The organism is Amycolatopsis sp. NPDC114503 (assembly GCF_055633655.1).
Map to the genome: position 1 here is coordinate 935352 of NZ_JBVKDT010000003.1, position 20055 is coordinate 955406.

Here is a 20055-nt window from a genome sequence, read left to right on the forward strand (position 1 = left end):
CGCAGGGCACGACCGCGGCCGGCGGAACCGTCATCCGGGGATCGGCAGGTGCGGGTATCGCTTGAGCACCCGAGGTTCGACGACCGGTCCCGGCCAGAGGATCACATGGTAGATGTCGTTGCCGTGGATGCGGTCTTCGGCGATGGCGTCGAAGCCTCCGGCGTAGACGCGGGCGGTGTAGCTGCCGGGCGGGACGGCGGCGCGGGGAACTCCGGGGCGGTAGTCGAACTTGCACACGAGGACCCGGCCGCTGGAGACGCGCAGGCCGCTCTCGGTGACGTGGTCCCATCCCTCGAGGTCGTCGCCGGGCGGGTCGGCGCGGACGTCCAGAATCACGGGCAGGGTCAGCCGACGGGCGGTGCCGACGCCGATGGCACCGTCGGTCGCGGCGACGAGGTTGTTCATCAGGCTCTTGATGAACGCGCGGTCGGGGTCGGGGCGGGCCAGGTCGTCCTGGACGAAGAAGCTGCCGTAGTCGGCGAAGACGTCGAGTTCGGCGTGGGCGATCCGGGAGGCGTCGGGGGCGGGTTCGTCGGGCATGAGCTGTACCTGGGCTCCGTCGGGCAGGTCGTGGATGGGCGCGGACAGGGGGCCGTACATGCGCCTGCGGGTTGCGGCGTCGGCTCGGCGACCAACCTATCGGCGGCCCCATGGCTTCTCCTCAGGTGTCGAGGCGATAGCGGGCGGGCGCGCCTTGATGATCGACGGCGTGGTTCATTGCCGAGGCGACGTCCACGGCCGCGGTGCCGGTCGAGCTCGCGATCAGAGCTTGCAGTTGCGCGGGGCCTGTCACCGCCGGGACGCTGCCGCCGGGCGTGATCCACACGTCGGGGCCGTCGTCGTCGCTGCGGCCGTTGCGGGTCAGCTGGGCGAAGAAGTTGCGGGTCAGCTGGGCGAAGAAGCTGCCGGGGCCCGTGTCGTAGCCCCAGATGCTCAGCTCGTCCCAGCCGGGCAGGGCCAGCGCCCACGTGCCGTCGATCGCACCCTCCATCGCGGATTCTCCCTCGTGTCCATGCCTGGCTCGTCGCGGCCAGATCCGGATTTCGATCGTGGTGCGCAACTGCGGGTAAGGACCGTCGCGACACACCCGGCATTCGGGTCCCGCCCGTCCGGACCGGCGGGCCGAACGGGTCCGGCAGTTCGCCGTCGGGTGCGGCACTCGCTTCCATTCGTGACCAGACCGAGGCAAGCTGGAATATTCCGTCAAACCTCAGCCGACTTCCGGCCCCGCAGAATTCTTCTACCCGCTCATCCCCCGCTGCGGCGCGTGCGCCTGGACAACCGAAGCGCTACCACGAAGGATGCACGACCGCTATGGAACATTCCTGTTCGCGCGACGAACGGAAGCTCGCCCGTCGGCATTTCCGCACGCGCGGCCTGAACTCACGACCGCTGCGGCATCGCCTCGACTACGCGAATCCGCCGCCCCTGTCCCCCGCAAGTTTCGAATTCGGCGGCGCACAGGTCCCGCGCGGCAGGGATTTCTTATGCACCGTTCCGGGTTCGGTCGTGAAGACGCCCGTGCAGATGCACACCTTCGGGCGGTTCGAGCTGAGAAGGGGTAACGAACGCCCTGGGGCGGCTGGCCGGATCGCGCCGACCGTTCGGCGCAGGCGCACTGTCCGGTATGGACGGACTTCGTCCGGCCGGGCACGGTCGGAGGGCGTTCAGGAGCGTCGCCGGCCAGGCCGCTCGAGGTGCCGTGCCCTGCAAGGAGTCTGAATCCGGATGGACCTGCCCGATGCCGTATGGGAGGAATTGGCCGACCCCGGGGCGCGGTCCGCCTGGCCTGGCATGCCGTTGCCCGGGTGCTCGCCCGACATGCTGGAGATCAGGCCGATTCGCGGCAGGGACCGGGCGGGGACGAGGCTGTCCGCGACGGACGAGAACTTCGGGCTGACCGAGTACATCGCGCGCGAGCACGACCGGTTTCTGCTCGAGAGGATCAAGCAGGCGTGCGCGGGCAGGAGCGCGGTGATCGTGGCGGTCAGCAATTACCCGGCGGGCAAGAAGCGAGCGTTCTGGGAAGCGATCCGCTACCGCGACCCGGTGACCGGCGAACTGCTGCTGCGTTTCTGGAGAGTGTGGCCCTGCATGAGCCCGGGCACGCCCGCCGCTCTTGAGCGCGCGATCTCGGAGTGCGGTCCGTGCACCGTCCTGTGGCTTCCCGGACTCGACAGGTACCTCCTCTGCGACGACCTCGCAGGGGCCCTGCGAGCGCTCTGCAAACGGCGGACCGTGCTGATTCTCGGCACTCTGGCGCCGCGGCAGCTGGCCAGGCTGACCGCACCGCGCCGCCCGGGCAGGCCAGACTGGAATGCGCATATCCGGCAATTGCTGGAGGACAGCGACATCGTCACGGTGGAGGATGAGTGGGGTCCGGGCGACATCCGCCGCGCCGCCGCGTCACAGGACCCCCGGCTGGCCGAGGCCGCTGACGCGGCACGCGACGGCTATGTGATCCGATGCCTCGCCGCGAGCCCAGTGCTCGGCACCCGCGTCTACACCGCACCGGCCAGAGCAGTACTGGACTGCGCGATCCAGCTTCGTGTGCTGGGGCACGACCGCTGGCTTCCCCACGCCGCGCTGGAGCTCGGGGCACGCTGCTTGCTGTCCGAGTCGGAGCGGAACACTCTCGCCGAAGGCTGGTTCGCCGACGCCATCGCCGAACTCACCCCGCGCTGGGCAGGTGAGGTCAGTCCGTTGCAGGCGCTCCTCGCCGGCCGGACCGCCGGTACAGGACACGACGCCTCCCGATACAGCTTGCACGACTGCCTCGAGCAGCGGCACGTCCGCGACCGCGAGGACCTCCCCCGCCCTGAACCCCGTCTGTGGACCGTCCTCGTCGCGGCTGCCGACCGCCGCAGCCTGCTCCCGCTGGCCAAGGAGGCACATCGCCGCTGGCTTCTGCGCATCAGCGTCCAGCTGTACGAGCGCGCGATCGGCGAGAACGTCGAGGGAGCACGCCACGCGCTCGCCGACACCCTCGCCGACGCCGAACGCGTCCCGGACGCGGTAGCGCAGTACGAGCGCCTGGCCGACGACGGAGACGACGAAGCGCTGACGATCGCGGGCGAATTGCTGCTGGGGCTCGTCGCAGCGGAACGCGAGGGACGCGACGGCCTGGAAGCCCGAACCCGGGCCAAGGCTCGAGCGGGGGAGCTTCTCGCGTGGCTCGACGAACGTCCGGGACGGCACAGCGATCCGGCCCGCAGACTCCGCGCCTACGCGTACATCGAACTCGAGGACACGGACGCCGCGAGCGCCGAGTTCCAGTGCCTCGCCGAGAACGGCGACGCCCGCGCGCTCGCCGCCGCGGCGCACCACATCGTCGACCGGCGCGGGCCCGGGGACGCTCTCGCATGGCTGGACCCTTTGGTCGCTGAAGGCCGGAACAACGCGCTGGCGCTGACGGCGGAGATCATGACCGACGCCTACGGCGTCGACGACGCGGCGAAGCAGCTGGACCGGCGCGGCAAGGACGGGGACCGTCACGCCTACCTCGTCGGAGCCGAGATCCTCCTCGCCGCCGGCCGGCGCAAAGACGCCCGGCGCTGGTGCCGCACCGCGCTGGACTGCGAGGTCCCCGGTGCTCTCGCGATGGCCGCTCGTCTCCACGCCGGTGCGGGGCGGCTCGATGAGGCACGCCGCTACGCGATGCGCGCCGCACGGGCCGGCGAGCCGTCGGTGCTGGCCGAGACCGCCGAGGCCTTCGCCGCACAGGAATGGAGCGAGGAAGCAGTCGAATGCCTGCAGGCCGCTGCCGGTTTCGACCTCGCGGACGCATGGGCTCGCGCCGCCGTGCTCATGGCCGCCGACGGCTCAGCCTCCGACGCGTTCTCCTGCTACGAAAACGCCGTGGACGCCGGCACCGCACCCGACATCGATGCCGTCGTGCTTCCGTTGTGCCAGCAGGGGAAGGCCGCGCAGACGCTGCCCTGGTTCATCAAGCACGCCGACATCGCCGACCCGAACGTGTTGCAGCCGCTGTTTCCCTTCCTCGACACCCGGGAGATCGCCGAGTCCGTCGCCGACGCCTACGCCTGCCGAACCGGCGCTTCCCGCGGTCTGGCGTTGGACTGGGTCGCCCAAGCTCTCTGGCACGCCGGCATCCGCGAACACCGCCAGGCAACCGCCGGCCAGTACGGAAACAGCGGTCTCCCCCTTTCCTCGCCCCCGTCGCAGCTCGGCCTCGCAGCCGACTTGGCGCTCGCCGCCGCGGCGGCCGGCCATCCGGCCGGCTACCTGCGGGCCGGAGAAGTGTTCGTCCAGATCATGCGGTTCCGCGAGGCCGTCGCCGCGCTGGACAACGCACGAGCGGCCGGAGTCTCCGGCGCCGAAGGCCCCCTCGCCGCCGCATGGGCGTATCAGGATCGCGTCGACGACGCGATCGAACTGGCGCGACGGTGCTTCGACCGCGGTGATGCCCGCGCGATCGCGCCCGTGTCCCGGGCGCTCCTGCACACGAGCCACATCGCCGAAGCAGACCGCGACCGCGTCACAGCCGCACGCGAGTCCGCCCACCGAGCGCTCGCCGACGCCGACCGCACCGCCGCCGACAACCAGCCGCGCCGCGCCGCCCGCCTCGCCCAGGAAGCGGCCCGGCTCGACGCACACGCCGAACGCCTCGGCAGCAAAGCCGCGGAGCTGACCGCCCGAGCCAACGACCTTCTCCGGAAAGGCATCGACGCCGACGACGCCGCCTCGCACCACTGCCTGGCCGATCACCTCGCCCGAACCGGCGAACACCGACGAGCTCTGGCCCACTACCAGTGCGCGCTCCTGCACGGAGACGACGACACCCTCACGAAAATCGAGCAGGTCTTGACCGCCCTCAAGACGCCCAAGCGATTCCGCGAACTCCGCGAACAGGGCATCACTCTCGAAGCCGCGATCGCAGCGCCCTGGCAGATGGACACCGACGACACGCCTCGCCCGCCGAAATCCGTGCATAACCCGTCCCGACCTCCCACACCGGAGAATCCGCAGCCGCAGCAGGTGGACAACTCACTGGACGGCAGTGCGGGAAACGTCGTCCAAGCCGGGTACATCGGCGGTGACGTACATGTTTACGGCAGCTCAGCATGAATTCCGCAGGAAACGGAATCCTCACCTCCCGGTGTGGCCGTTCCCGGGCGTCGAGAGGCACCGCACCGAGCGCAGCACGTCGTTCACTCGCCTGCGCGTTCCCATCAGATCATCCCTGCCGGACAGCGGCCGGCATGATCTCCTTGCCGACCCCGAGGACATGCACCGCGGTGTGGAACGGTTCATCGTCCAGCCCTGGCCAGCACGCCCGTCCGAACCGGCAGGCGCCCTCTGCGCGGCGCGGTGTTGCAGTCGACAACCGCGCGGCACCACATTGCGTCCGGTCTCGCCGGTCTGATGCACCGGCGCGTCGTCGGCCGGGACGCTGCACTGTGCGCGACGGCTGTCCGGCCATCGGCGAGTTGCGACCGCAGCCGGGACGTGCGGCGACACGCACCTACAGCGTCCGCCGGCGGCGGCACTGTCGTCAGCACGGAAGAAGACGCCACGCCAGCCGTCGACGCCGGACCCGTTTCACACCGGCGGCGGTCAACTAATTCCTGCACACAGAATCGGCCGCACCACAGAAAAGATGCCCACAAAGAATGGCAAACCAGTGCCCGTCCCGCCAAGCCCCGTCCGCATTCTGATCCCCTAGGACGCCTCAGAATCCACTAGGCTTGCGGAATGGACGAGCAACGCCACCCAGCATCCCGGCCAGGCAGTCAGGACGAGACGGCAAGGCGTCCGAACGCGGTGCCGCCATGGGCGGGCCCCCGCGATATCCGGACCGGTGCACGCATTCCGCACAACCGCACACTAGCCAGTTCGCCGCAAGGCCGGGTCGTCCTCGCCGGAATCCGCGTCTACCCGGAAGGATGCCTGATCGAGGTCGAAGCCGACGCGCGCACCACCGACGAATCTCCGGGCGAACTGCTGGCACGATGCGCGGCCGAAGCCCACGACGGCCCGGCCGATTCGCTGCTGCGTTTCGGCGTCCGGTTCCACGACAGCCGCGAGGCGGCCACCACTGACTACGTGCTCACCCCGGCAACCGAACCGGAACCGCCGGTCCTCCGCGCGCTCGAGGGAGCCGGGTACCACATCGACGGCGCGAACATCCGCACGACAGAGAACCTGTGGCTGTGGCCCGCACCGCCTGCGGAAAACTTCGATTTCACCGTAGAATGGCCGGCATTCGGCATTCCGCTCACATCGGCAACAATCGACGGCGCGCAACTCCGCAACTCCGCCCCGGGAAGCCACTAAATCAGAGGACCCCACGCCGCTTCCCCGGCAAGTCCGCATAGCGGGCAGTTTTCACGGTTCCCGCCGTCGCCTGCTCACCCTTGCAGACCATTGTCAGCACCGACATGTTTCGGGACAATCGAAAACGTCGGGGACGACAACGCATGCAGACCCTGCCATTCGCCGGGGAATTCACCCGCTGCCGACAGGCTTCCGATCAACAGCAACGACGGAACCTGCAGCACGTTCAGCCGTCAAAACCCGCGACGACGGCCGGGCCGCATGCTCAACAGAGGGGAAACCTATGCGCACACCACCCGACCCGAACCCCAGAAGAACGCGGACCGCCCTGCTGGCATTGGCCCTGAGCGCCGCCGTCGCCTTCGTCGGATTTCCCGCATCCGCCTCGGCGGCAACCGAAACAGGCCCGTCCGCACACTCGACGTCCAGCGTGGACAGTCCCGCGACGGTATCGCCCGGGCCCGCACCCACGCCAATCGGAACACCGCCGGCACGTGCGGACACGCGGCCTGCCGACGGCGCCTACTGGGAAGGCGGCCTGGTCATCCCCAACGGGTACCAGATTCATTCCCCCGACAACGGAACCTGGCTCCTGTTGAATCGCGGGCTTCTGGAGGTATGGAGGACGGACAACGGGGTCAGGCACCATATCTGGACAGCCAAGCAAAAATCCGGCGGCGACCGCGCGGAATTCCAGCACGACGGAAACCTCGTCGTCTACGACGGACGCACCCCCGTCTGGGCCAGCGACAGCACATGGGCATGCGGCCCGGGCGACGACCACTGCAGACTGCTTCTCTGGAACGACGGAGACTGCCAGATACGCGACACACTCGACTTCCCGATTTGGCGCACCAGGACCGGTCGCTGAGGATCAGTCGCGATAGGCGCCGTTTCAACCGTGCCGGCCTGGAGCTCGCCAGGCCGGCACGGAGCCGAGTCATGTGCGCGCGGCCCGCGCGGCCGCACCGGCCATCCGATTCCGAACGCGAAGGTCCGCTGCTGCGCACGCCCGGGAGTCCCCCGCCGATCAGCCGCTCCGGCGCCAGCCGAACCCGGTCGCAGCCGCCCCGAGCGGATCCGCACCGCGACCACCGCGGCGTCGTGCGGTGTCACCGCCCAGCGCGCGGGTGATCGGCGAGACGACGGACGGCACTCCGGGCGCGCGCGAGGTCGGCGGCGTCGTCGAGCCGTCCGGCTTCCGCCGCGACGAGCTCCGCGTGCGCCAGGTCGTCCTGCAGGGCTTCGGTGTCGACGTCGCGGCGGACGAACCCCGCGGACACGGGCAGCGGCCACAGCCGGAAAGTCGGTTCCATACGCCTCATCCTGGTCGAGCAGCCCGCGGCCCGCCACGACCGCCGGCCAATCTGTGGACAACCCGGACTTGTCCACAGCACAGAGCGCGCCCTGACGGCGACGGTCCGCCCGCCGCCCGTGCGACGATGACGCGAAGGGGCGACTCAACCGGCTTTCGGCCCAGTTCGGGCCGGATCCGCCCGAGCAGCCGCTCGTTCTCATCGCGGAGATCGGCGACGGCGGCCGTTCTCCGGGGAGACCATCAGCGCACCGCCCGGCCGAAAGCCCGGCCTCGTCGCAGTCTCGCGTCGGAATGCCACGCACTTGGCCGCCGCACGGTCCAAACCGCCCCGGCCGGACGCACCGCGAGCTACTGCTCGAATTCGTATTTCGTCTGCTCCGCAGACAAGATCCGCCGCTGGGCCACTGGGCCGCCCTGGCCGCATGGGGTCGAAACGACGCAGTCGCCAGCGGCGGCGTTGCACTCGCCGCCTCTGGTGTGCATGCACAGTGCCGCATTCCCGCACAACAACCTCGCGTGCGCGAGCAGTCCCGCGTTCCGGCTCGGCATTCGACACGCCTCGACCCCGCCCCACCGGGTCCGCACGGAAACTGTGACGCCTCATGGCGCGCGTCGCCGCTTCTGCCACCCGGATTCCCCAGGCAACACCGAAAGGTTTTGTTGGCAACGGTGATTCGCGCGACCGACCGGACACAGTGGACAACTGCTATCGTCAGTGGACGATCACGTCCCGCGTTTCTCTGGAGGAATTGCGCCATGGCACAGAAAGTTCTCGTCGAAATGATCGACGACCTCGACGGCACCGAGGCCAGCCAGACCGTCCCCTTCGGACTCGACGGCGCCCACTACGAAATCGACCTGTCCGACGACAACGCCGCCGCCCTGCGCGACGAGCTCGCCAGGTTCATCGCCTCCGGCCGCCGCGCCGGCGGTCGCAAAGCCGCTGTCCGGGCAGCCCCCACCGCCGCAGACCGCGAACGCTCCCAAGCCATCCGGGCATGGGCCGTCGCCAACAACTGGCCCGTCTCCGACCGCGGCCGCATCCCGGCCGAGATCGTCGAAGCCTACGAGGACGCCCAGAACCAGACCACGAAACCCGGGCGGAAGCGCACCGCGAAGAAGACCGCCGCCAAATAGGAGAACGCAAGACCGGGCCGACCGAACTCGGCACCGCACAGCGGCCGGCCGGGTTTGGTCCGTCCGCGCCGCGTCCGCCGAACAACCACGAGCCGGCACCAGCGAGCCTGGTGCCGCCTCGTGGCCAAAGGCAGGGCTTTCGTCTCCGGCTTCTGGGGCTCATCGCTCGGACCGGAGTACCCGCTCGGCACTGCTGGCGGCTTTCCCGATGCCGGAACCCGCGTCATTTCGTCGCATCGCGAGGGAGCCGGTCTCTCGGCACTCTGAGGCAAGGATTCAGTCGTGCATAACCGCGACAGTGCGGCCGAACTGTTCGGACAGCTGTGACAACGCGAGATTCAACGCAGCCTCGAAGCCCGCCCGGATCGCCCGGGTTTCCACCAGCCGGCCGCGCAACGTCGCGCGCACATCCACACGCACCGCGTCCGTCGACTCCGGGTGCCCGACCCATCGGCAGACGACGACCGACACTGAATCGAATCGGTGCGCCGCGCAGACTTCCCTGCCCCGCTCGAAAACATCGTCGAACACCGCAGGGTCGATGCCCGGCCCGACCTTGGCGGCGACCACAGCGCGAGACATGTCCACCGTTCAACCATGCCCGCACGCAGCCTGTCCCCCAGCGGCATTTGGTCCTCTCCCGCCGGGCAGGAAGACCTCTGCTGACCGGTCATGCCAGGCCGGCGGCGGCAGCCTCCATTCGCGAAGTCCTTCGCGGTCGCCTGTTGTGCGCCGGCAACTGTCGCGACGTCGAGGTCGTGGGGCGGCAGCGGATGCCGGCTGCAAGTTGATCTGCGCTGGTTCAAATGAGCATCCAGGGGTGTTCACCCTGGCCATGGCCGTTTGCAGGAAAAGCGTGCTCGAACAGCGCCCGTACGCCAAGTCGCGACGACCCAGCCGCAGTCGTCGCGCTCGCCGGAGCTCGAGCAGTCTCCGCACAGGCTGCGGCGCAGCCGGCTCCTGGCCGTGATCACGGCTGCGCGACGTCGAGCTCGGCCAGAGCCCTCCGCAGCTTGATCACCGCGCCGCACAATGCCAGTTCGCTGCCGGCGTGGGCGGCGAGCAGCTTGCCTGGGCTCGCGGTGAACGCGCGGGCGGTCCGGCGGGCAGCAGCTTCCCTGCCGTCCGCGCAGTCGGCCGATGCCAGCGCGGTCAGCGCGGTGGGCAGTTCGCGGGTCCCGCAGATGCCGAGATCGGCGGCCACGGCCGCGTGTTTCAGCACCAGGGCGACGGCCTTGTCCAGTCCTTGTCGTGCGGCGGCCGACCTGGAGGGACGAGCCTGCTCGGCCGCGGCGACCAGGCTGCGGAACTGAGCCCTGGCCCCTTCGTCACTGCCGGGAATGTCCCGGGTCATCGATTCCCCTTTCACTGCGACGCCAATCGCCTCGAACAACGCAGTCGCGAACCCGCATGGTGCTTCAGATTCGCCAGCACCGTGCCCGCGACCTGTTCGGTCACCTGGCACGGGTCCCTTCTTCCGGCTGCGCGAACACGGCCCTGTCAGTCACCGTTCTGCGGACTTCGCGGCACGGTGGTCAGCGGAGGCGATCGGAGAGCAGGGTTATTCGTGAAGCTCGACGGGTTGGCGGATTGCGGACGGGCCGGTGAAGTCTTCGGGGATGGCGTCCATCAGGGTTTCGTTCACGATGGTGCCGAGCCAGTATCCGGAGTTGCGGCGCTCGCCGATCGTGCGGAATCCGGCGCGTTCGTAGGCGGTGATGGCCGGTTTGTTCGGGGTGAGCACGGAGCCCCGTCGCGCTCCGGCTGAGCGGCCTCGTTCTCCGGAATGCTGTCCATGTTCACCCTCCCTTTTCCTTGTTTCACACGGCTTTCACCGTGCGCTTGACCTTTCGGACCGCCGGTCGCCGGCGGACGCCGCACCGGGCCGGCCCTGGAAGCCGTTCGACCCGCCGGTGGAGAACTACCGGGCTGCGCGGGACAGTTCGGCAAGCTTGGCGAGGATCTCCGTGCCGTCGCCCAGCGCGCCGCGCTCCAGCGGCGAGATGCGCCACCACACGACCCCTGAGACGAGCCTGCTCGGGGGAAGGGACACGAACTCCCCCGACGGCACGACCCCGACACCGGGCGCGAGGACGAGGTCGGCAGGTACTCGGACGCCGGGTTCGACGACGAACCATGCTCCGTGCGGCGACAACGCCACCGGGCCGAGCGGCCGGCCGCCGTCACACGCCGCGAGTGCTTGCCAGCCCAGGCGCGTCGGAGTGCGCAGCACGTCGAAGCGCCCGCCGACGGGCGCAAGGATCGACTGACGATGCACAGACCACCATTCCGCGATGACACGGCGGTCGACGGTGGCATCGGCGGGCGGCACCGTCGGCTCGAGAGAGCCCAGCGGCTCGCACGTCAGCGGATGCCAGGTGGTCAGTCCGTCGCACACCGGACCCGGCAACACCGCCCAGCCCCGCGCCGCATAGCCTTCGGCCGCGGCGCGCAGCGCGCGCACCCCTGCGCCGTGGTCTTCCGTCAGCGTGCGTGAACGGCTGCCCCGCACAACACCGGTCATCGGAACAATTCCTTCCAGGATGGAAATTTCGCCGCGCAGGCCGAGAAATCGAGCAACCCGCCCACTGCGCGGACGAGCGGGGCCGGGCGGTCTGAATGCCGCGCGGAAACACAGGGCGGCACCGCGGTCTTTCGGTCCCGGCGAATGCCCCGACGCGGGTCAGCACGAGGCTTGACGCTGTCCCCGCAAGCGGTGGCGTCCGATACGGACTACCTCGGCGGGCTCGCAGAGCAGATTCAGCTGGGCGGTCCGCCAGACCGTGCACCGCGAACGCCGGAACCAGAACCGCTTCCGCGGGGAGCATTCGGGGCACCGCCCGCGCTCGTCCGGCGCGTGCACGGCGAGCAGCACCCGCCACGCGTGGGTGAGCTGGGGAATCACGCTGTCCGCCAGTTTCGTTTTCGACAGGTCGTCGGCTCGGGCCACCAGCCTGTCGATGTAGTCGAGCTGCTGCTTCACCCCGGTGTGCAGGGTCGCGTTCAGGACGTCATCCACGACGGTTCTCCTCGTCAGGCGCGCTGTTCGGCCACTGCGGCGTGTCGAGCTGGTCTGGCTGCGGCAGGCGCGGGTGCAGGTCGGGCGGGACGAATCGGTCGATTCGCAGCTTCGCGGCGCCGACGGCGTACACGGCGTCGTCGAAGCGCGGGCACGGCCAGTACTTGTCCTTCCCGCACGTGGAGCACTTGTCCGGGATCCCGGGTTCGGGCAGGTGCAGGCTCAGGTCGTTGACAGCCTCGGCGACGAGACCGATTGGACTGTCCGCCGCGACCACGAGGCACGTCCACGGCCGGATCGGTGTGGTGTCCATCAGGGGCACGCGGTCCCGGCCGGACCGGCGGGCGTCTGCAACACCGGAAGGCGGCGTCGCCCCAGCCGCAGGTCCGTGATCAGGTCGTCGCAGGCGCGTCCCAGTTCGCCGAGTTGCGCCGACGCGAGCCGCACCCGCGGATCACCGGCATCGGCCCGGGCATCGGCGAGGAGCCTGCCTCGCATCCACACCGACGCCATCCGGGCGACGAGCTGCCCGAGCGATTCGGTGTGCAGCATTCCGGTGCGTCCCTCGGACAGCGCCGCAGAGGCCCACCGGTCGATCCCGTCGATCTGCACCGCGCACGCGGCGGCGTGCGCGCGCACGGCACGGGAGGCCGCGGCGCGCACCGCATCGTCCGCGCGGGGGTCGCCGACGATCTGGAACGCTCCGGCGTGCATCCGATGCGCGGCCGCTATCGCCGCGGCGGCGGCCGGCACGGGATGCCCGTAGCAGCCGGCGGGGACGGCGTGGAATGCCCTGACCACGGCCGCGGCGCCAGGCAGCGACGCCTGCGTGGTCACCGCGCCGGACAAGCCCGGCGCGACGGCGGTCACGACGCCGCTCCGGCAGGCGACGGGACCAGGCTGGCAGAGAGATTCGTTTCTTCGCGGGTTGCGATCGATTGCTCGGCGCCGCCTTCTCGGTCGGCGGTAGCCGCCGTTGCGGACTGATTCATGCGGACCAGCTCTTCCTGGACGTGGGGGTAGGCGATGCTCCGCGCCGGATCGGGGACGCGCCGGACAGCGGCGGCCGCCTGAATGCCCCGGCTGCAGTACCGGGCAATGTGTCGCAGCGCTCCGGCGCGGAGCACCTTTCGCGCAGCCCCGGAGAAAGGGACGCAGACGACAGCGCAGCGTGGAGACCGACTGTGCTCGCCATTCCGCGATTCCCTCCCCGAGGCCGGTTCGCACCCCTCAACTCGCGCCCCGCAGAGACCGACAAGCGAGTTTAGGGGTATGAACTGAATGTTAGGCCGGTCCGGCAGGCTCAGTCAAGGGGTCTAAACTCGCGCGGGTGAGCACCGACCGCGAGTTCGACGACCTGCGCCTCGAGCCCGATCCGTTCATCCAGGGCAGGCTGGCGACCGAGAACATCGAGAAGTTCAGCCAGTACATTGCGGAGCTGTCGCGCATCCGACGTCACGCGGTCGAGCGCGCTCGCGCGCAGACCGGTGCGCAGGACAAGGACATCGCGGATCAGATGGCTCTGAGCAAGAGCCGGCTCTCTCAGCTGATGAAGACGGCGCCCACCGTCGAGCGGATCTTCTTCGGCCACGGCCCGGTGAAGGTCGGTGTGCCGTACCGCTATCAGACCACCGATCGCGAACGGCCTTTGATCGCCGCAGAGGATGCCGAAGCCGCCGACGGTCTGGTCGAACTGCTCCGCGGCATGTCCTTCCTGACCAAGCGTTTTCAAATCGAACCGGACCGGGGGAATCTTCCCGACGGTGACGTCGTGGTCGTATGCGGCCCGAAATCCGCGCCGATCGGCGCGGCGCTGCTGCGGGAAGATCCCGCTCTGGACATGGTCGAGCACGGCGACCGGTGGTGGATCGAAGAGACGGCCGCCGGCACACGCCACGGCTCCCCCGCCGACGCACCGTCTCCCGAGCACGGCGACATCGCCTACGTCGCACGGCATATCCGCGACGGACGCATCGTCGTGCACATCGCCGGCATCCACACCGTCGGCTCCCTCGGCGCCGCGCACTATCTCGCCGCGAACCTCCCGTCGCTGTTCACCGACACCGGTGACACGTCGTGCTCGCTGATCGTCGGTTGCACCGTGTCCGGACGCGAGATCACCGGCAGCACCCTCGTCGCCGGGCCCTTCGTCTGGTGAGCACGATGCAAGCCGGCGTCAGCCAAATACCCCCGGCCCCCGACAGCGACGACCGAGTGTTCACCACAGCACGTGCCGTGATCCAGCTCGACGGGGCGTCGGCCTTCGTGCCGGTTCCGGTGCCGCCCGCGCGCTACGCCGACGAACTCGGAACCCGGCTGCGCGACCGGCTCCTGCGCGAGCCCGGCGGCGACCTCGCGGAGATTCTCGCCGGCGCGATCCGCGACGTCGCCGGCAGACTGGACCTGCAGCCCGGCCGGTCGCCGTCGAGCACCGTCACGATCCTGCGCGAGCACGCCGGGTGGATCGACGTCCTGGTCCTCGGGGACAACCTCGTCGTCCTCCCCCACGCCGTGCTCACCGACGACCGGCTGAGCCGCCTGGAACTCGAACCCGCCCGCCGGTACCGGGAACGGCTGGCCGCAGGCTCCGGGTTCGACGAGACCCATCGCGCGATCCTGCGCGAACTGCAGACCCAGCAGGCCACCTGCCGCAACCGCGACGGAGGCTACTGGATCGCCGAGACCGACCCGGAAGCCGCGCGGCACGCCCTCGTGCACCGCTTCCCCGCCGCCGAGATCCCCTGGGCCGTCCTCGCCACCGACGGCGCCTACAAACCCCTGCGGCATCTGAGCCTCGACGATTGGCCGAGGCTCGCCGGAATGGACGAGGAGGCGCTGCACCAGATCCTCGCCCGCTGCGAAGATTGGGAACGCCACAGCGATCCCGCCGCGCAGCTGCTCCCTCGCGCCAAACGCCACGACGACAAAACCCTCGCGGTACTGAGGAGTGTCGGTTCTTAGCGCCGCGCGGGAGAGAACCGTCGTGGGTCAACTCCCGGTGACCTGACCTTGATCGTTTGCGTCAAGGGCGTCGTCGGGCTAGTCGACGCCCTTGACGCGGAGCAACTCAGTGCGGCGCCCGCCATCCGCCTCCGATGGACGCGTGCTCGGTGATGATGAGGTCGACGGCGCGGACGACGCGGTCTTCCTCGGGCGGTTCGCCGAAGCATCGCGCATCTGCTTCGAGCAGGACGTGCTCGAGCCGTTTCGGGGACACGTGGCCGAGGTCGGCTCGCACGTCAGACAGCAACACCAGCATCTCGCGCACGAGATCGGGGTATTCCGGTGTCTGGCCGGGATACACAATGTCCTGGATGTCGGCCTCCTCCAGACACCTCGACAAAACCACGACCGCCTGCGGGAACTGGCGGTTCAGCACCGCCCTGACCGCCGTGTGTTCTTCCGGGGTGTTCAGCAACGCCCAGAAAGGGGCGCTGCGCGATCGCATGTCCTCCGGGAGCGCTCCGCCGTCGAAATCAGTTGCCGCCCAAGCGAGGGCGTCCCAGTCGACGTTCTCCGATGCCGTACCGATCCGCGTCGACGCTTCCCTCACGGCGTCGGATTCGGGCGTGCGGGCGTGACTGCGGGCCATGGCTACGCCGACGATGTCGTACAGCTGTCCGGCGGGCACGCGGGCGAGGTTCCCGTTGACCTCGGCGAGGAGAACGAGCGTCTCGATGACGACGTCGTTGTCGCCGCCGAGGTTTCCCGGACGCGCGATGTCGCAGGCGAGCACGGTTTCGAAGCTGTCGGCAAGCAGGCTCGTCAAGCGAGGAAAGCGCCGGTACAGCACATCGCGCACGACACGGCGTTCATCGTCGGTCTCGAATCGCAAGAACGCGGTCGCCGGAGGCTTCGTCTGCCCTGCGGTCACTTGTCCTCGCTTTCCAGGACGGTTTTGAAGACGGCGCTGCCGTTCGGTTTGATCTGGCAGACAACGTGGGCCTTGTCATTCAGCCGCACCAGCAAGCGATCGACACGGGGGTGTCCGGAATGGCTCCATCCGGGGGTGGATCCCGTCACGTCCCATGGACTTTGCCCAGTGCTTGCACCGCTTCCCGCGCGGACGGCTCGTCAGCGCTCCCAACGGTTGCCGTCACCGAGATGCCTTCGGCGTTGACGACCTTCCGCGGTTTCTCGCCGATTCCGGGAAGCATGACGGGAGCGGCTCCTTCGTCGATCTCGCCTGCTTCGCGGGTGATCTTGACCCCGCGACCGGCGACGCCCGCGGCGATCATGGTGCAGGCTTTGGCGTCCATCAGGGCCAAGCCTTGATGTCGGATTACCTGCGCGTCTCCTCAAGCCCCTTCCCGTCCCGCGGCCGAGAAGGCCGATTTGCCGACCGCACCTATCCGTCGCTTTCCACTACACCGACGAGCTTGAATCCGACGTCGCAGTCCTCGGGTCAGCGAAAGCGCTAATGAAGTAGGCGAATCTGTCGTCGTCGAGCGGACCAGCGGTCCCTGCCGGCGTATCGAAGTAGCCCAAAAGGGCACGAACCTGTTCCGCCGAGATCGGGTAACCCTCCGGGATGGACAAATCGTCCATCCCGAGCACGGTCTCCAGGGTGTGATGGCTGACCCCTGCGGGAAGGTCCACGGACCAGGCCAAGAGCTCGTCCGACTCGCGGAACGCCTCGATCTGCCATCCGACCGCTTGATCACTCATGGTTCGACACTCCGGCTCGGGTCGGGGCCTTTCCCGGGAATGGGTTCCCCCGTGACTGGATCAAGAACACCTTGATGGTTACCGCGCTTGTTATACATCTCCCACTCGCCGTGCTGCGAGTCCCACTCGTAGATGTTTCCCTTGTCGTCTTTCCACCTCTTGCGGAGTCCGCCGCCGCCCTGAACCGAAGTCTTCCGCTTCGACAGCACTGCCCCCTTCACTCCAGGCGGTGGCGTCTTGGGGGCTGGCACGTAGCCTTGCACCACGCGGCTCGCTGCTTTCCCCGCGTCGGCTGCGTCTTCGCTGACTTTGGCTGCGTCCCGGATGATCTTCGCGCCGCGGCCGACCGCTCCGGCCGCGAAGGTCGCGCAGGCTTTGGCGTCAAGCAAGCCGCAGGCTTTGATGTCAGAGAGGAAGACGTCGTAGAAGAAGCCGGCGAAGCCGCCGAGGGGGCCGCCGGGGCGGCATTGGTCGGCGGTTCCGCCGAGGGCGTAGCAGACCTCGGCCTGGGGCCAGGGGCCGCGGGCGGCGAAGTCGAGGGCTTCCTGCCAGGTGAAGCGGCGGGAGCCGGTGTAGCCGAGGCCGCGCAGGGCTTCGTAGCGTTCGTCGGACAGGTCGTGGCCGAGCGCGGGCTGGGCCAGGTCGTCCGTGGAGTTGCCCTCGGCGGGGGGTTCTTCGGGGTTGGCTCGTTTGAGACGGGTTTCGGCGGCGAGTTTGGCGAAGTAGGTGCGGTAGGCGGTGTCGGCGGCGTCGCGGGCTGCCGCGGCGTCATGCGCCGCATTGGCTGCGGAGATGGCGGCGCGGGTGGCGGAGGCTGCGGCCTGGACCGCCGAGATGCGGGCGGTGGTCGCGTACCGGTAGGCGCGCTGCGCAGCGGCGGTGGCAGTGTTTTGGGAGTTGTTGGCTTGGTCGGCGGCCGCGCGGGCTTTGCGCGAGGAGGCGGCCGCTTGGCTGGCGGAGTCGGCCGCGCGCTGGGCGGCGTCGCGTGCTTGGGTGGTGAAGCCTGCGGCCTGGTTGGCGTAGCCGCGGGCGCGCTGGGCTTGTTCCGCGGCCTTGTTGGCAGCCTGCAGCGCGACCGGGACGGCGGTCCAGGCGTCGGCGGCGTCGCCGGCGGCGAGCGCGGCCGCCTCGCGGGCCATGGTCAGGAAGTGTTCGACGTTGGCGATGTGCGCTGCGGCGACCTGGTCTTTCGCTAGGGCGAGGTGCTGGCCGCGGTCGAGGAAGTCTCGGACCCCGGCCGCGGGGCCGGCGAGGGCTTCCTCGGCGGCGTCGCCGAGGTTCTGCTGTTTGCCGGTACGAGCCTGGGCCTGGATGCGCGCGACGGCGAGGACATCGTCACGTTGCTGCCGGTAGGACTGCGTGCGGGCGAGAAAGGCCCGCACGTCGGACGCATTCCCGGCGAGCGCGGCGGTCGCGGCGTCGGCGATGGCCGGCTGTCCCGCGGTGCGGGCGGTGTCCAGCACCGCGCGGGCGGCATTCTGGTCGTCGGTCTCGCGGCCGGGGTAGGAGGGGGCGGCGAGGAAGCCGCGGATCTGCTCGATCGTCCCACCGGACGCGCTCGCTGCCGCCGCTCGGAGCTTGCCGGGGTCGCCCGCGTCGGGGACGACGACGGCCGGGTCGGCGAGCATCGCGATCCGGTCCCGGTCGTCGGCTTCGGCGGCGGCGTCGAGTCCCGCGTCGGCGAACAGGCCGGCCTCGGCGTCGTCGCCGCCGAGCGCGGCTTCCGCGACCGATCGGGTCCAGGAGCCGGCTGCGGGGTTCTCGGCCAGGCGCAGCGCGGCCTGGCGGGCCAGGCCCGGCCGGGCCGTCTGCGCGCTCTGCGGGTCGCGCGCCGCGGCGAGCAGTTTCTGCGTGTCGGAGTCCCAGCGGCTGGTCTCGGGTCCGGCAGCGGGGTTGTCGTTGGCGGGGTCGTCGGGATGCTCGGCGTCCGGCTTGTCGGCCGCCGCGCGGGCGAGGGCGAGCTTCTGTTGGTGTTCAGCTGCCAGCAACGCGGTTTCGGCTTGCCGTGCCTTGTCGGCGACGGCCTGGGCTTTGTCCGCGGCGTCGCGGGCGTTGTCGGCGGCGGCCGTGGCGGCCTTGGCGGCGGTGACGGTCGTCTGTGCCGCTGCGGCGGCGTCGCTGGCGTGGGCGGCCACTGCTTCGGCCAGTTCCGCCGACGATTCGGCGAAGTCGGCGGCATTGTCGGCGTTGTAGGCGGCCGTGCGGGCGGCGCTGTCGGCCTCCGCCGCCAGGTAGGTGGCGGTGTTCGCCGCGGCGCGGGCGTGGACGGCCTCGGCCTGCGCGCGGGCCGCGGCCCGCGCCGCCTGCCGGTAATGAGCGTTGGCGGCCCCGGCCCAGCGGGCCGCGTTCGCCGACGCCACCGCTGCCGCCGCGGCTTTCTCCCCCGCGCCGGCGGCGGCGGACGCGGCCAGGCCCGCCTGGATCGCCGCCGCTCCCGCGGCCCGCCCGGCCTCGGCGGACGTGCGGGCGCCCGCGGCGGCGTCGCGGGCGGCAACCGCAGCGGTACGGGCGTCGGCGGCCTTGCGCGCGTCTCCTGCCGCTGATGCTGCCGCGCGCGACGCCTGCCCGGCCGCGCGCGATGCGACCGCCGCTGCCGCGGCGGCGCGCGAGGCCGCCGAGACCGCGGTGCGCGCAGCGGCCGCGGCGGCCCGGGACGAGGCCACGGCCTGCTGAGTCGCCTGCGCGGCCCGCCCGGCAAGGTCCGCTGCACGGGCCGCTTGCAAACTGGCCTGTCCCGCCTGCTGCCCCGCGTTCCCGGAGGCCCACCCGGCCCGCTCGGCATCCCAGGCCGCCGCATTGGCGAGCTCGACCGCGCGGGCGGAGGCGTCCTTCGCCACGGCGGTCTGCTCGGCGGCCTTCTGCCGCGCCCACTGGGCCTGCTCGGCCAGGGTCTTCACCGAAAGCAGCTCGTTGTCCCGCGCGACCGCGAGCGCGTACCCGAAGTCCAGGAACTCCCGCTCATCCTCCGGCGTCCCGTCCAGCGCCACCTGAATCGCCCGGTAGACCGCGGAACCCTTCGGCGCGGCATCCAGCAACCGGGCGACGCGCATGTCCACGTCGATGTTCTCGGCAATAGCGCGGTCGCTGTCCAGGAATCCCCGCAACGCATCCACGGTGTTCCGGGACAGCGCCGCGTCGGCGCGGCGGCGCACCTCGGTGCCCTCCGCGGCCCCCGCGCGGACCTGGTCCACCTGGGCGCGCAGATCCTGCAGATCCCCGTCCCGCCACCCGGAGTCCAGAAACGCCCGTACGTCCTGCGCCGAGCCAGCCAGGGCTTTGGCCGCGCCGTCGCGCACCGCCGGCCCGCCCCCGGCGGCCATCTGCTCCGCCTGCGCTCGCACGTCCTGCAGATCCGCAGCGGCCTGTCCCGTGTCCAGGAAAGTCTTCAGCTGCGCGTCAGCTCCGGTCAGCGCAGCGCCCGCGGCCGCACGCACCTCCGGGCCGCCGTCCCGCCACACCGCGAGCACCCGCTCCCGATCCGACGCAACGTGCTCGGCGGCGGGAGCGGGATCCGCAGCAGCCGGCAGTGGGCCCACAACACCCGCTGCGACCGCCAGCGCCAGCACGCCCGCCACCACACGCGCCGCAGCGCCCCCGCGTCCGGCATGAGCTGTCC

20 protein-coding genes are annotated in these 20055 nt (G+C 70.2%); 6 read left to right on the forward strand and 14 right to left on the reverse strand.

The features are described 5' to 3' along the window. Window positions 1-30: 30 nt before the first annotated feature. A complete protein-coding gene (locus tag ACZ7OI_RS16835) occupies window positions 31-600 on the reverse strand; it encodes a hypothetical protein (RefSeq protein ID WP_470265102.1) in 570 nt (189 codons plus the stop codon). A gap of 61 nt (window positions 601-661) precedes the next feature. Continuing rightward, entirely contained in the window at window positions 662-991 is a 330-nt protein-coding gene (locus tag ACZ7OI_RS16840; RefSeq protein WP_470265103.1) for a hypothetical protein, read from the reverse strand. Window positions 992-1728: 737 nt separating this feature from the next. On the opposite strand from ACZ7OI_RS16840, the gene ACZ7OI_RS16845 reads away from it, so the two are divergent. From ACZ7OI_RS16845 to ACZ7OI_RS16855, 3 genes are all read left to right on the forward strand, one after another. Then, a complete protein-coding gene (locus ACZ7OI_RS16845; protein ID WP_470265104.1) occupies window positions 1729-5088 on the forward strand; it encodes a hypothetical protein in 3360 nt (1119 codons plus the stop codon). A 627-nt stretch (window positions 5089-5715) separates the two neighbouring features. Continuing rightward, window positions 5716-6297: a hypothetical protein gene (locus tag ACZ7OI_RS16850; RefSeq protein WP_470265105.1), complete on the forward strand. Its 582-nt coding sequence runs from the start codon at window positions 5716-5718 to the stop codon at window positions 6295-6297. A gap of 283 nt (window positions 6298-6580) precedes the next feature. Continuing rightward, on the forward strand, window positions 6581-7168 hold the full coding sequence (locus tag ACZ7OI_RS16855; protein ID WP_470265106.1) for a hypothetical protein: 588 nt from the start codon (window positions 6581-6583) through the stop codon (window positions 7166-7168). A gap of 241 nt (window positions 7169-7409) precedes the next feature. Here ACZ7OI_RS16855 and ACZ7OI_RS16860 read toward each other — a convergent pair whose 3' ends face one another. Next, the gene (locus ACZ7OI_RS16860; RefSeq protein WP_470265107.1) at window positions 7410-7613 is read right to left on the reverse strand and encodes a hypothetical protein; all 204 of its coding nucleotides are present in this window, start codon (window positions 7611-7613) and stop codon (window positions 7410-7412) included. Window positions 7614-8371: 758 nt separating this feature from the next. Here ACZ7OI_RS16860 and ACZ7OI_RS16865 point away from each other — a divergent pair. Then, complete coding sequence (locus ACZ7OI_RS16865; protein WP_470265108.1) at window positions 8372-8752, forward strand: histone-like nucleoid-structuring protein Lsr2; 381 nt, start codon at window positions 8372-8374, stop codon at window positions 8750-8752. A 276-nt stretch (window positions 8753-9028) separates the two neighbouring features. Here ACZ7OI_RS16865 and ACZ7OI_RS16870 read toward each other — a convergent pair whose 3' ends face one another. The 7 genes from ACZ7OI_RS16870 to ACZ7OI_RS16900 all read right to left on the reverse strand — a co-directional run bounded on the left by ACZ7OI_RS16870 (window position 9029) and on the right by ACZ7OI_RS16900 (window position 12641). After that, complete coding sequence (locus ACZ7OI_RS16870; protein ID WP_470265109.1) at window positions 9029-9334, reverse strand: hypothetical protein; 306 nt, start codon at window positions 9332-9334, stop codon at window positions 9029-9031. Between the two features lie 388 nt (window positions 9335-9722). Continuing rightward, a complete protein-coding gene (locus ACZ7OI_RS16875) occupies window positions 9723-10106 on the reverse strand; it encodes a hypothetical protein (RefSeq protein WP_470265110.1) in 384 nt (127 codons plus the stop codon). Window positions 10107-10313: 207 nt separating this feature from the next. Further along, window positions 10314-10496, reverse strand: coding sequence for a hypothetical protein (locus tag ACZ7OI_RS16880; protein ID WP_470265111.1), 183 nt, complete (start codon window positions 10494-10496; stop codon window positions 10314-10316). A 177-nt stretch (window positions 10497-10673) separates the two neighbouring features. Continuing rightward, window positions 10674-11276 (reverse strand): bifunctional DNA primase/polymerase, encoded by a 603-nt coding sequence (locus ACZ7OI_RS16885; protein ID WP_470265112.1) that lies wholly within the window; start codon window positions 11274-11276, stop codon window positions 10674-10676. A gap of 159 nt (window positions 11277-11435) precedes the next feature. Beyond that, the gene (locus ACZ7OI_RS16890) at window positions 11436-11771 is read right to left on the reverse strand and encodes a hypothetical protein (RefSeq protein ID WP_470265113.1); all 336 of its coding nucleotides are present in this window, start codon (window positions 11769-11771) and stop codon (window positions 11436-11438) included. Beyond that, window positions 11764-12084 carry a hypothetical protein gene (locus ACZ7OI_RS16895; protein WP_470265114.1) on the reverse strand — a complete coding sequence of 107 codons (321 nt, stop codon included), beginning with the start codon at window positions 12082-12084 and terminating at the stop codon, window positions 11764-11766. Before ACZ7OI_RS16895 ends, ACZ7OI_RS16890 begins: the two co-directional genes overlap by 8 nt. After that, window positions 12084-12641, reverse strand: a complete 558-nt coding sequence (locus ACZ7OI_RS16900) for a DUF4254 domain-containing protein (protein ID WP_470265115.1) — start codon at window positions 12639-12641, stop codon at window positions 12084-12086. The genes ACZ7OI_RS16895 and ACZ7OI_RS16900 overlap by 1 nt, the downstream gene beginning before the upstream one ends. A 460-nt stretch (window positions 12642-13101) precedes the next feature. On the opposite strand from ACZ7OI_RS16900, the gene ACZ7OI_RS16905 reads away from it, so the two are divergent. Beyond that, window positions 13102-13929 carry a hypothetical protein gene (locus ACZ7OI_RS16905; protein WP_470265116.1) on the forward strand — a complete coding sequence of 276 codons (828 nt, stop codon included), beginning with the start codon at window positions 13102-13104 and terminating at the stop codon, window positions 13927-13929. Between the two features lie 5 nt (window positions 13930-13934). Continuing rightward, entirely contained in the window at window positions 13935-14732 is a 798-nt protein-coding gene (locus ACZ7OI_RS16910) for a hypothetical protein (protein WP_470265178.1), read from the forward strand. Window positions 14733-14838: 106 nt separating this feature from the next. Here the strand turns inward: ACZ7OI_RS16910 and ACZ7OI_RS16915 are convergent, their stop codons facing one another. From ACZ7OI_RS16915 to ACZ7OI_RS16930, 4 genes are all read right to left on the reverse strand, one after another. Then, window positions 14839-15645, reverse strand: a complete 807-nt coding sequence (locus tag ACZ7OI_RS16915; RefSeq protein WP_470265117.1) for a hypothetical protein — start codon at window positions 15643-15645, stop codon at window positions 14839-14841. Between the two features lie 145 nt (window positions 15646-15790). Next, window positions 15791-16030 carry a hypothetical protein gene (locus tag ACZ7OI_RS16920; protein WP_470265118.1) on the reverse strand — a complete coding sequence of 80 codons (240 nt, stop codon included), beginning with the start codon at window positions 16028-16030 and terminating at the stop codon, window positions 15791-15793. 106 nt (window positions 16031-16136) lie between these two features. Continuing rightward, complete coding sequence (locus tag ACZ7OI_RS16925; RefSeq protein ID WP_470265119.1) at window positions 16137-16439, reverse strand: DUF7683 domain-containing protein; 303 nt, start codon at window positions 16437-16439, stop codon at window positions 16137-16139. Further along, window positions 16436-19975, reverse strand: a complete 3540-nt coding sequence (locus ACZ7OI_RS16930) for a colicin E3/pyocin S6 family cytotoxin (RefSeq protein ID WP_470265120.1) — start codon at window positions 19973-19975, stop codon at window positions 16436-16438. The genes ACZ7OI_RS16925 and ACZ7OI_RS16930 overlap by 4 nt, the downstream gene beginning before the upstream one ends. Window positions 19976-20055 lie beyond the last annotated feature (80 nt).

What these genes read in the sequence shown, in the direction of transcription:
- ACZ7OI_RS16860 (WP_470265107.1), bottom strand. Translation starts at nt 7,613, where the DNA reads ATGGAACCGACTTTCCGGCTGTGGCCGCTGCCCGTGTCCGCGGGGTTC.
- ACZ7OI_RS16845 (WP_470265104.1), top strand. Translation starts at nt 1,729, where the DNA reads ATGGACCTGCCCGATGCCGTATGGGAGGAATTGGCCGACCCCGGGGCG.
- ACZ7OI_RS16865 (WP_470265108.1), top strand. Translation starts at nt 8,372, where the DNA reads ATGGCACAGAAAGTTCTCGTCGAAATGATCGACGACCTCGACGGCACC.
- ACZ7OI_RS16875 (WP_470265110.1), bottom strand. Translation starts at nt 10,106, where the DNA reads ATGACCCGGGACATTCCCGGCAGTGACGAAGGGGCCAGGGCTCAGTTC.
- ACZ7OI_RS16835 (WP_470265102.1), bottom strand. Translation starts at nt 600, where the DNA reads ATGTACGGCCCCCTGTCCGCGCCCATCCACGACCTGCCCGACGGAGCC.
- ACZ7OI_RS16895 (WP_470265114.1), bottom strand. Translation starts at nt 12,084, where the DNA reads ATGGACACCACACCGATCCGGCCGTGGACGTGCCTCGTGGTCGCGGCG.
- ACZ7OI_RS16840 (WP_470265103.1), bottom strand. Translation starts at nt 991, where the DNA reads ATGGAGGGTGCGATCGACGGCACGTGGGCGCTGGCCCTGCCCGGCTGG.
- ACZ7OI_RS16885 (WP_470265112.1), bottom strand. Translation starts at nt 11,276, where the DNA reads ATGACCGGTGTTGTGCGGGGCAGCCGTTCACGCACGCTGACGGAAGAC.
- ACZ7OI_RS16870 (WP_470265109.1), bottom strand. Translation starts at nt 9,334, where the DNA reads ATGTCTCGCGCTGTGGTCGCCGCCAAGGTCGGGCCGGGCATCGACCCT.
- ACZ7OI_RS16850 (WP_470265105.1), top strand. Translation starts at nt 5,716, where the DNA reads ATGGACGAGCAACGCCACCCAGCATCCCGGCCAGGCAGTCAGGACGAG.
- ACZ7OI_RS16920 (WP_470265118.1), bottom strand. Translation starts at nt 16,030, where the DNA reads ATGGACGCCAAAGCCTGCACCATGATCGCCGCGGGCGTCGCCGGTCGC.
- ACZ7OI_RS16925 (WP_470265119.1), bottom strand. Translation starts at nt 16,439, where the DNA reads ATGAGTGATCAAGCGGTCGGATGGCAGATCGAGGCGTTCCGCGAGTCG.
- ACZ7OI_RS16910 (WP_470265178.1), top strand. Translation starts at nt 13,935, where the DNA reads ATGCAAGCCGGCGTCAGCCAAATACCCCCGGCCCCCGACAGCGACGAC.
- ACZ7OI_RS16855 (WP_470265106.1), top strand. Translation starts at nt 6,581, where the DNA reads ATGCGCACACCACCCGACCCGAACCCCAGAAGAACGCGGACCGCCCTG.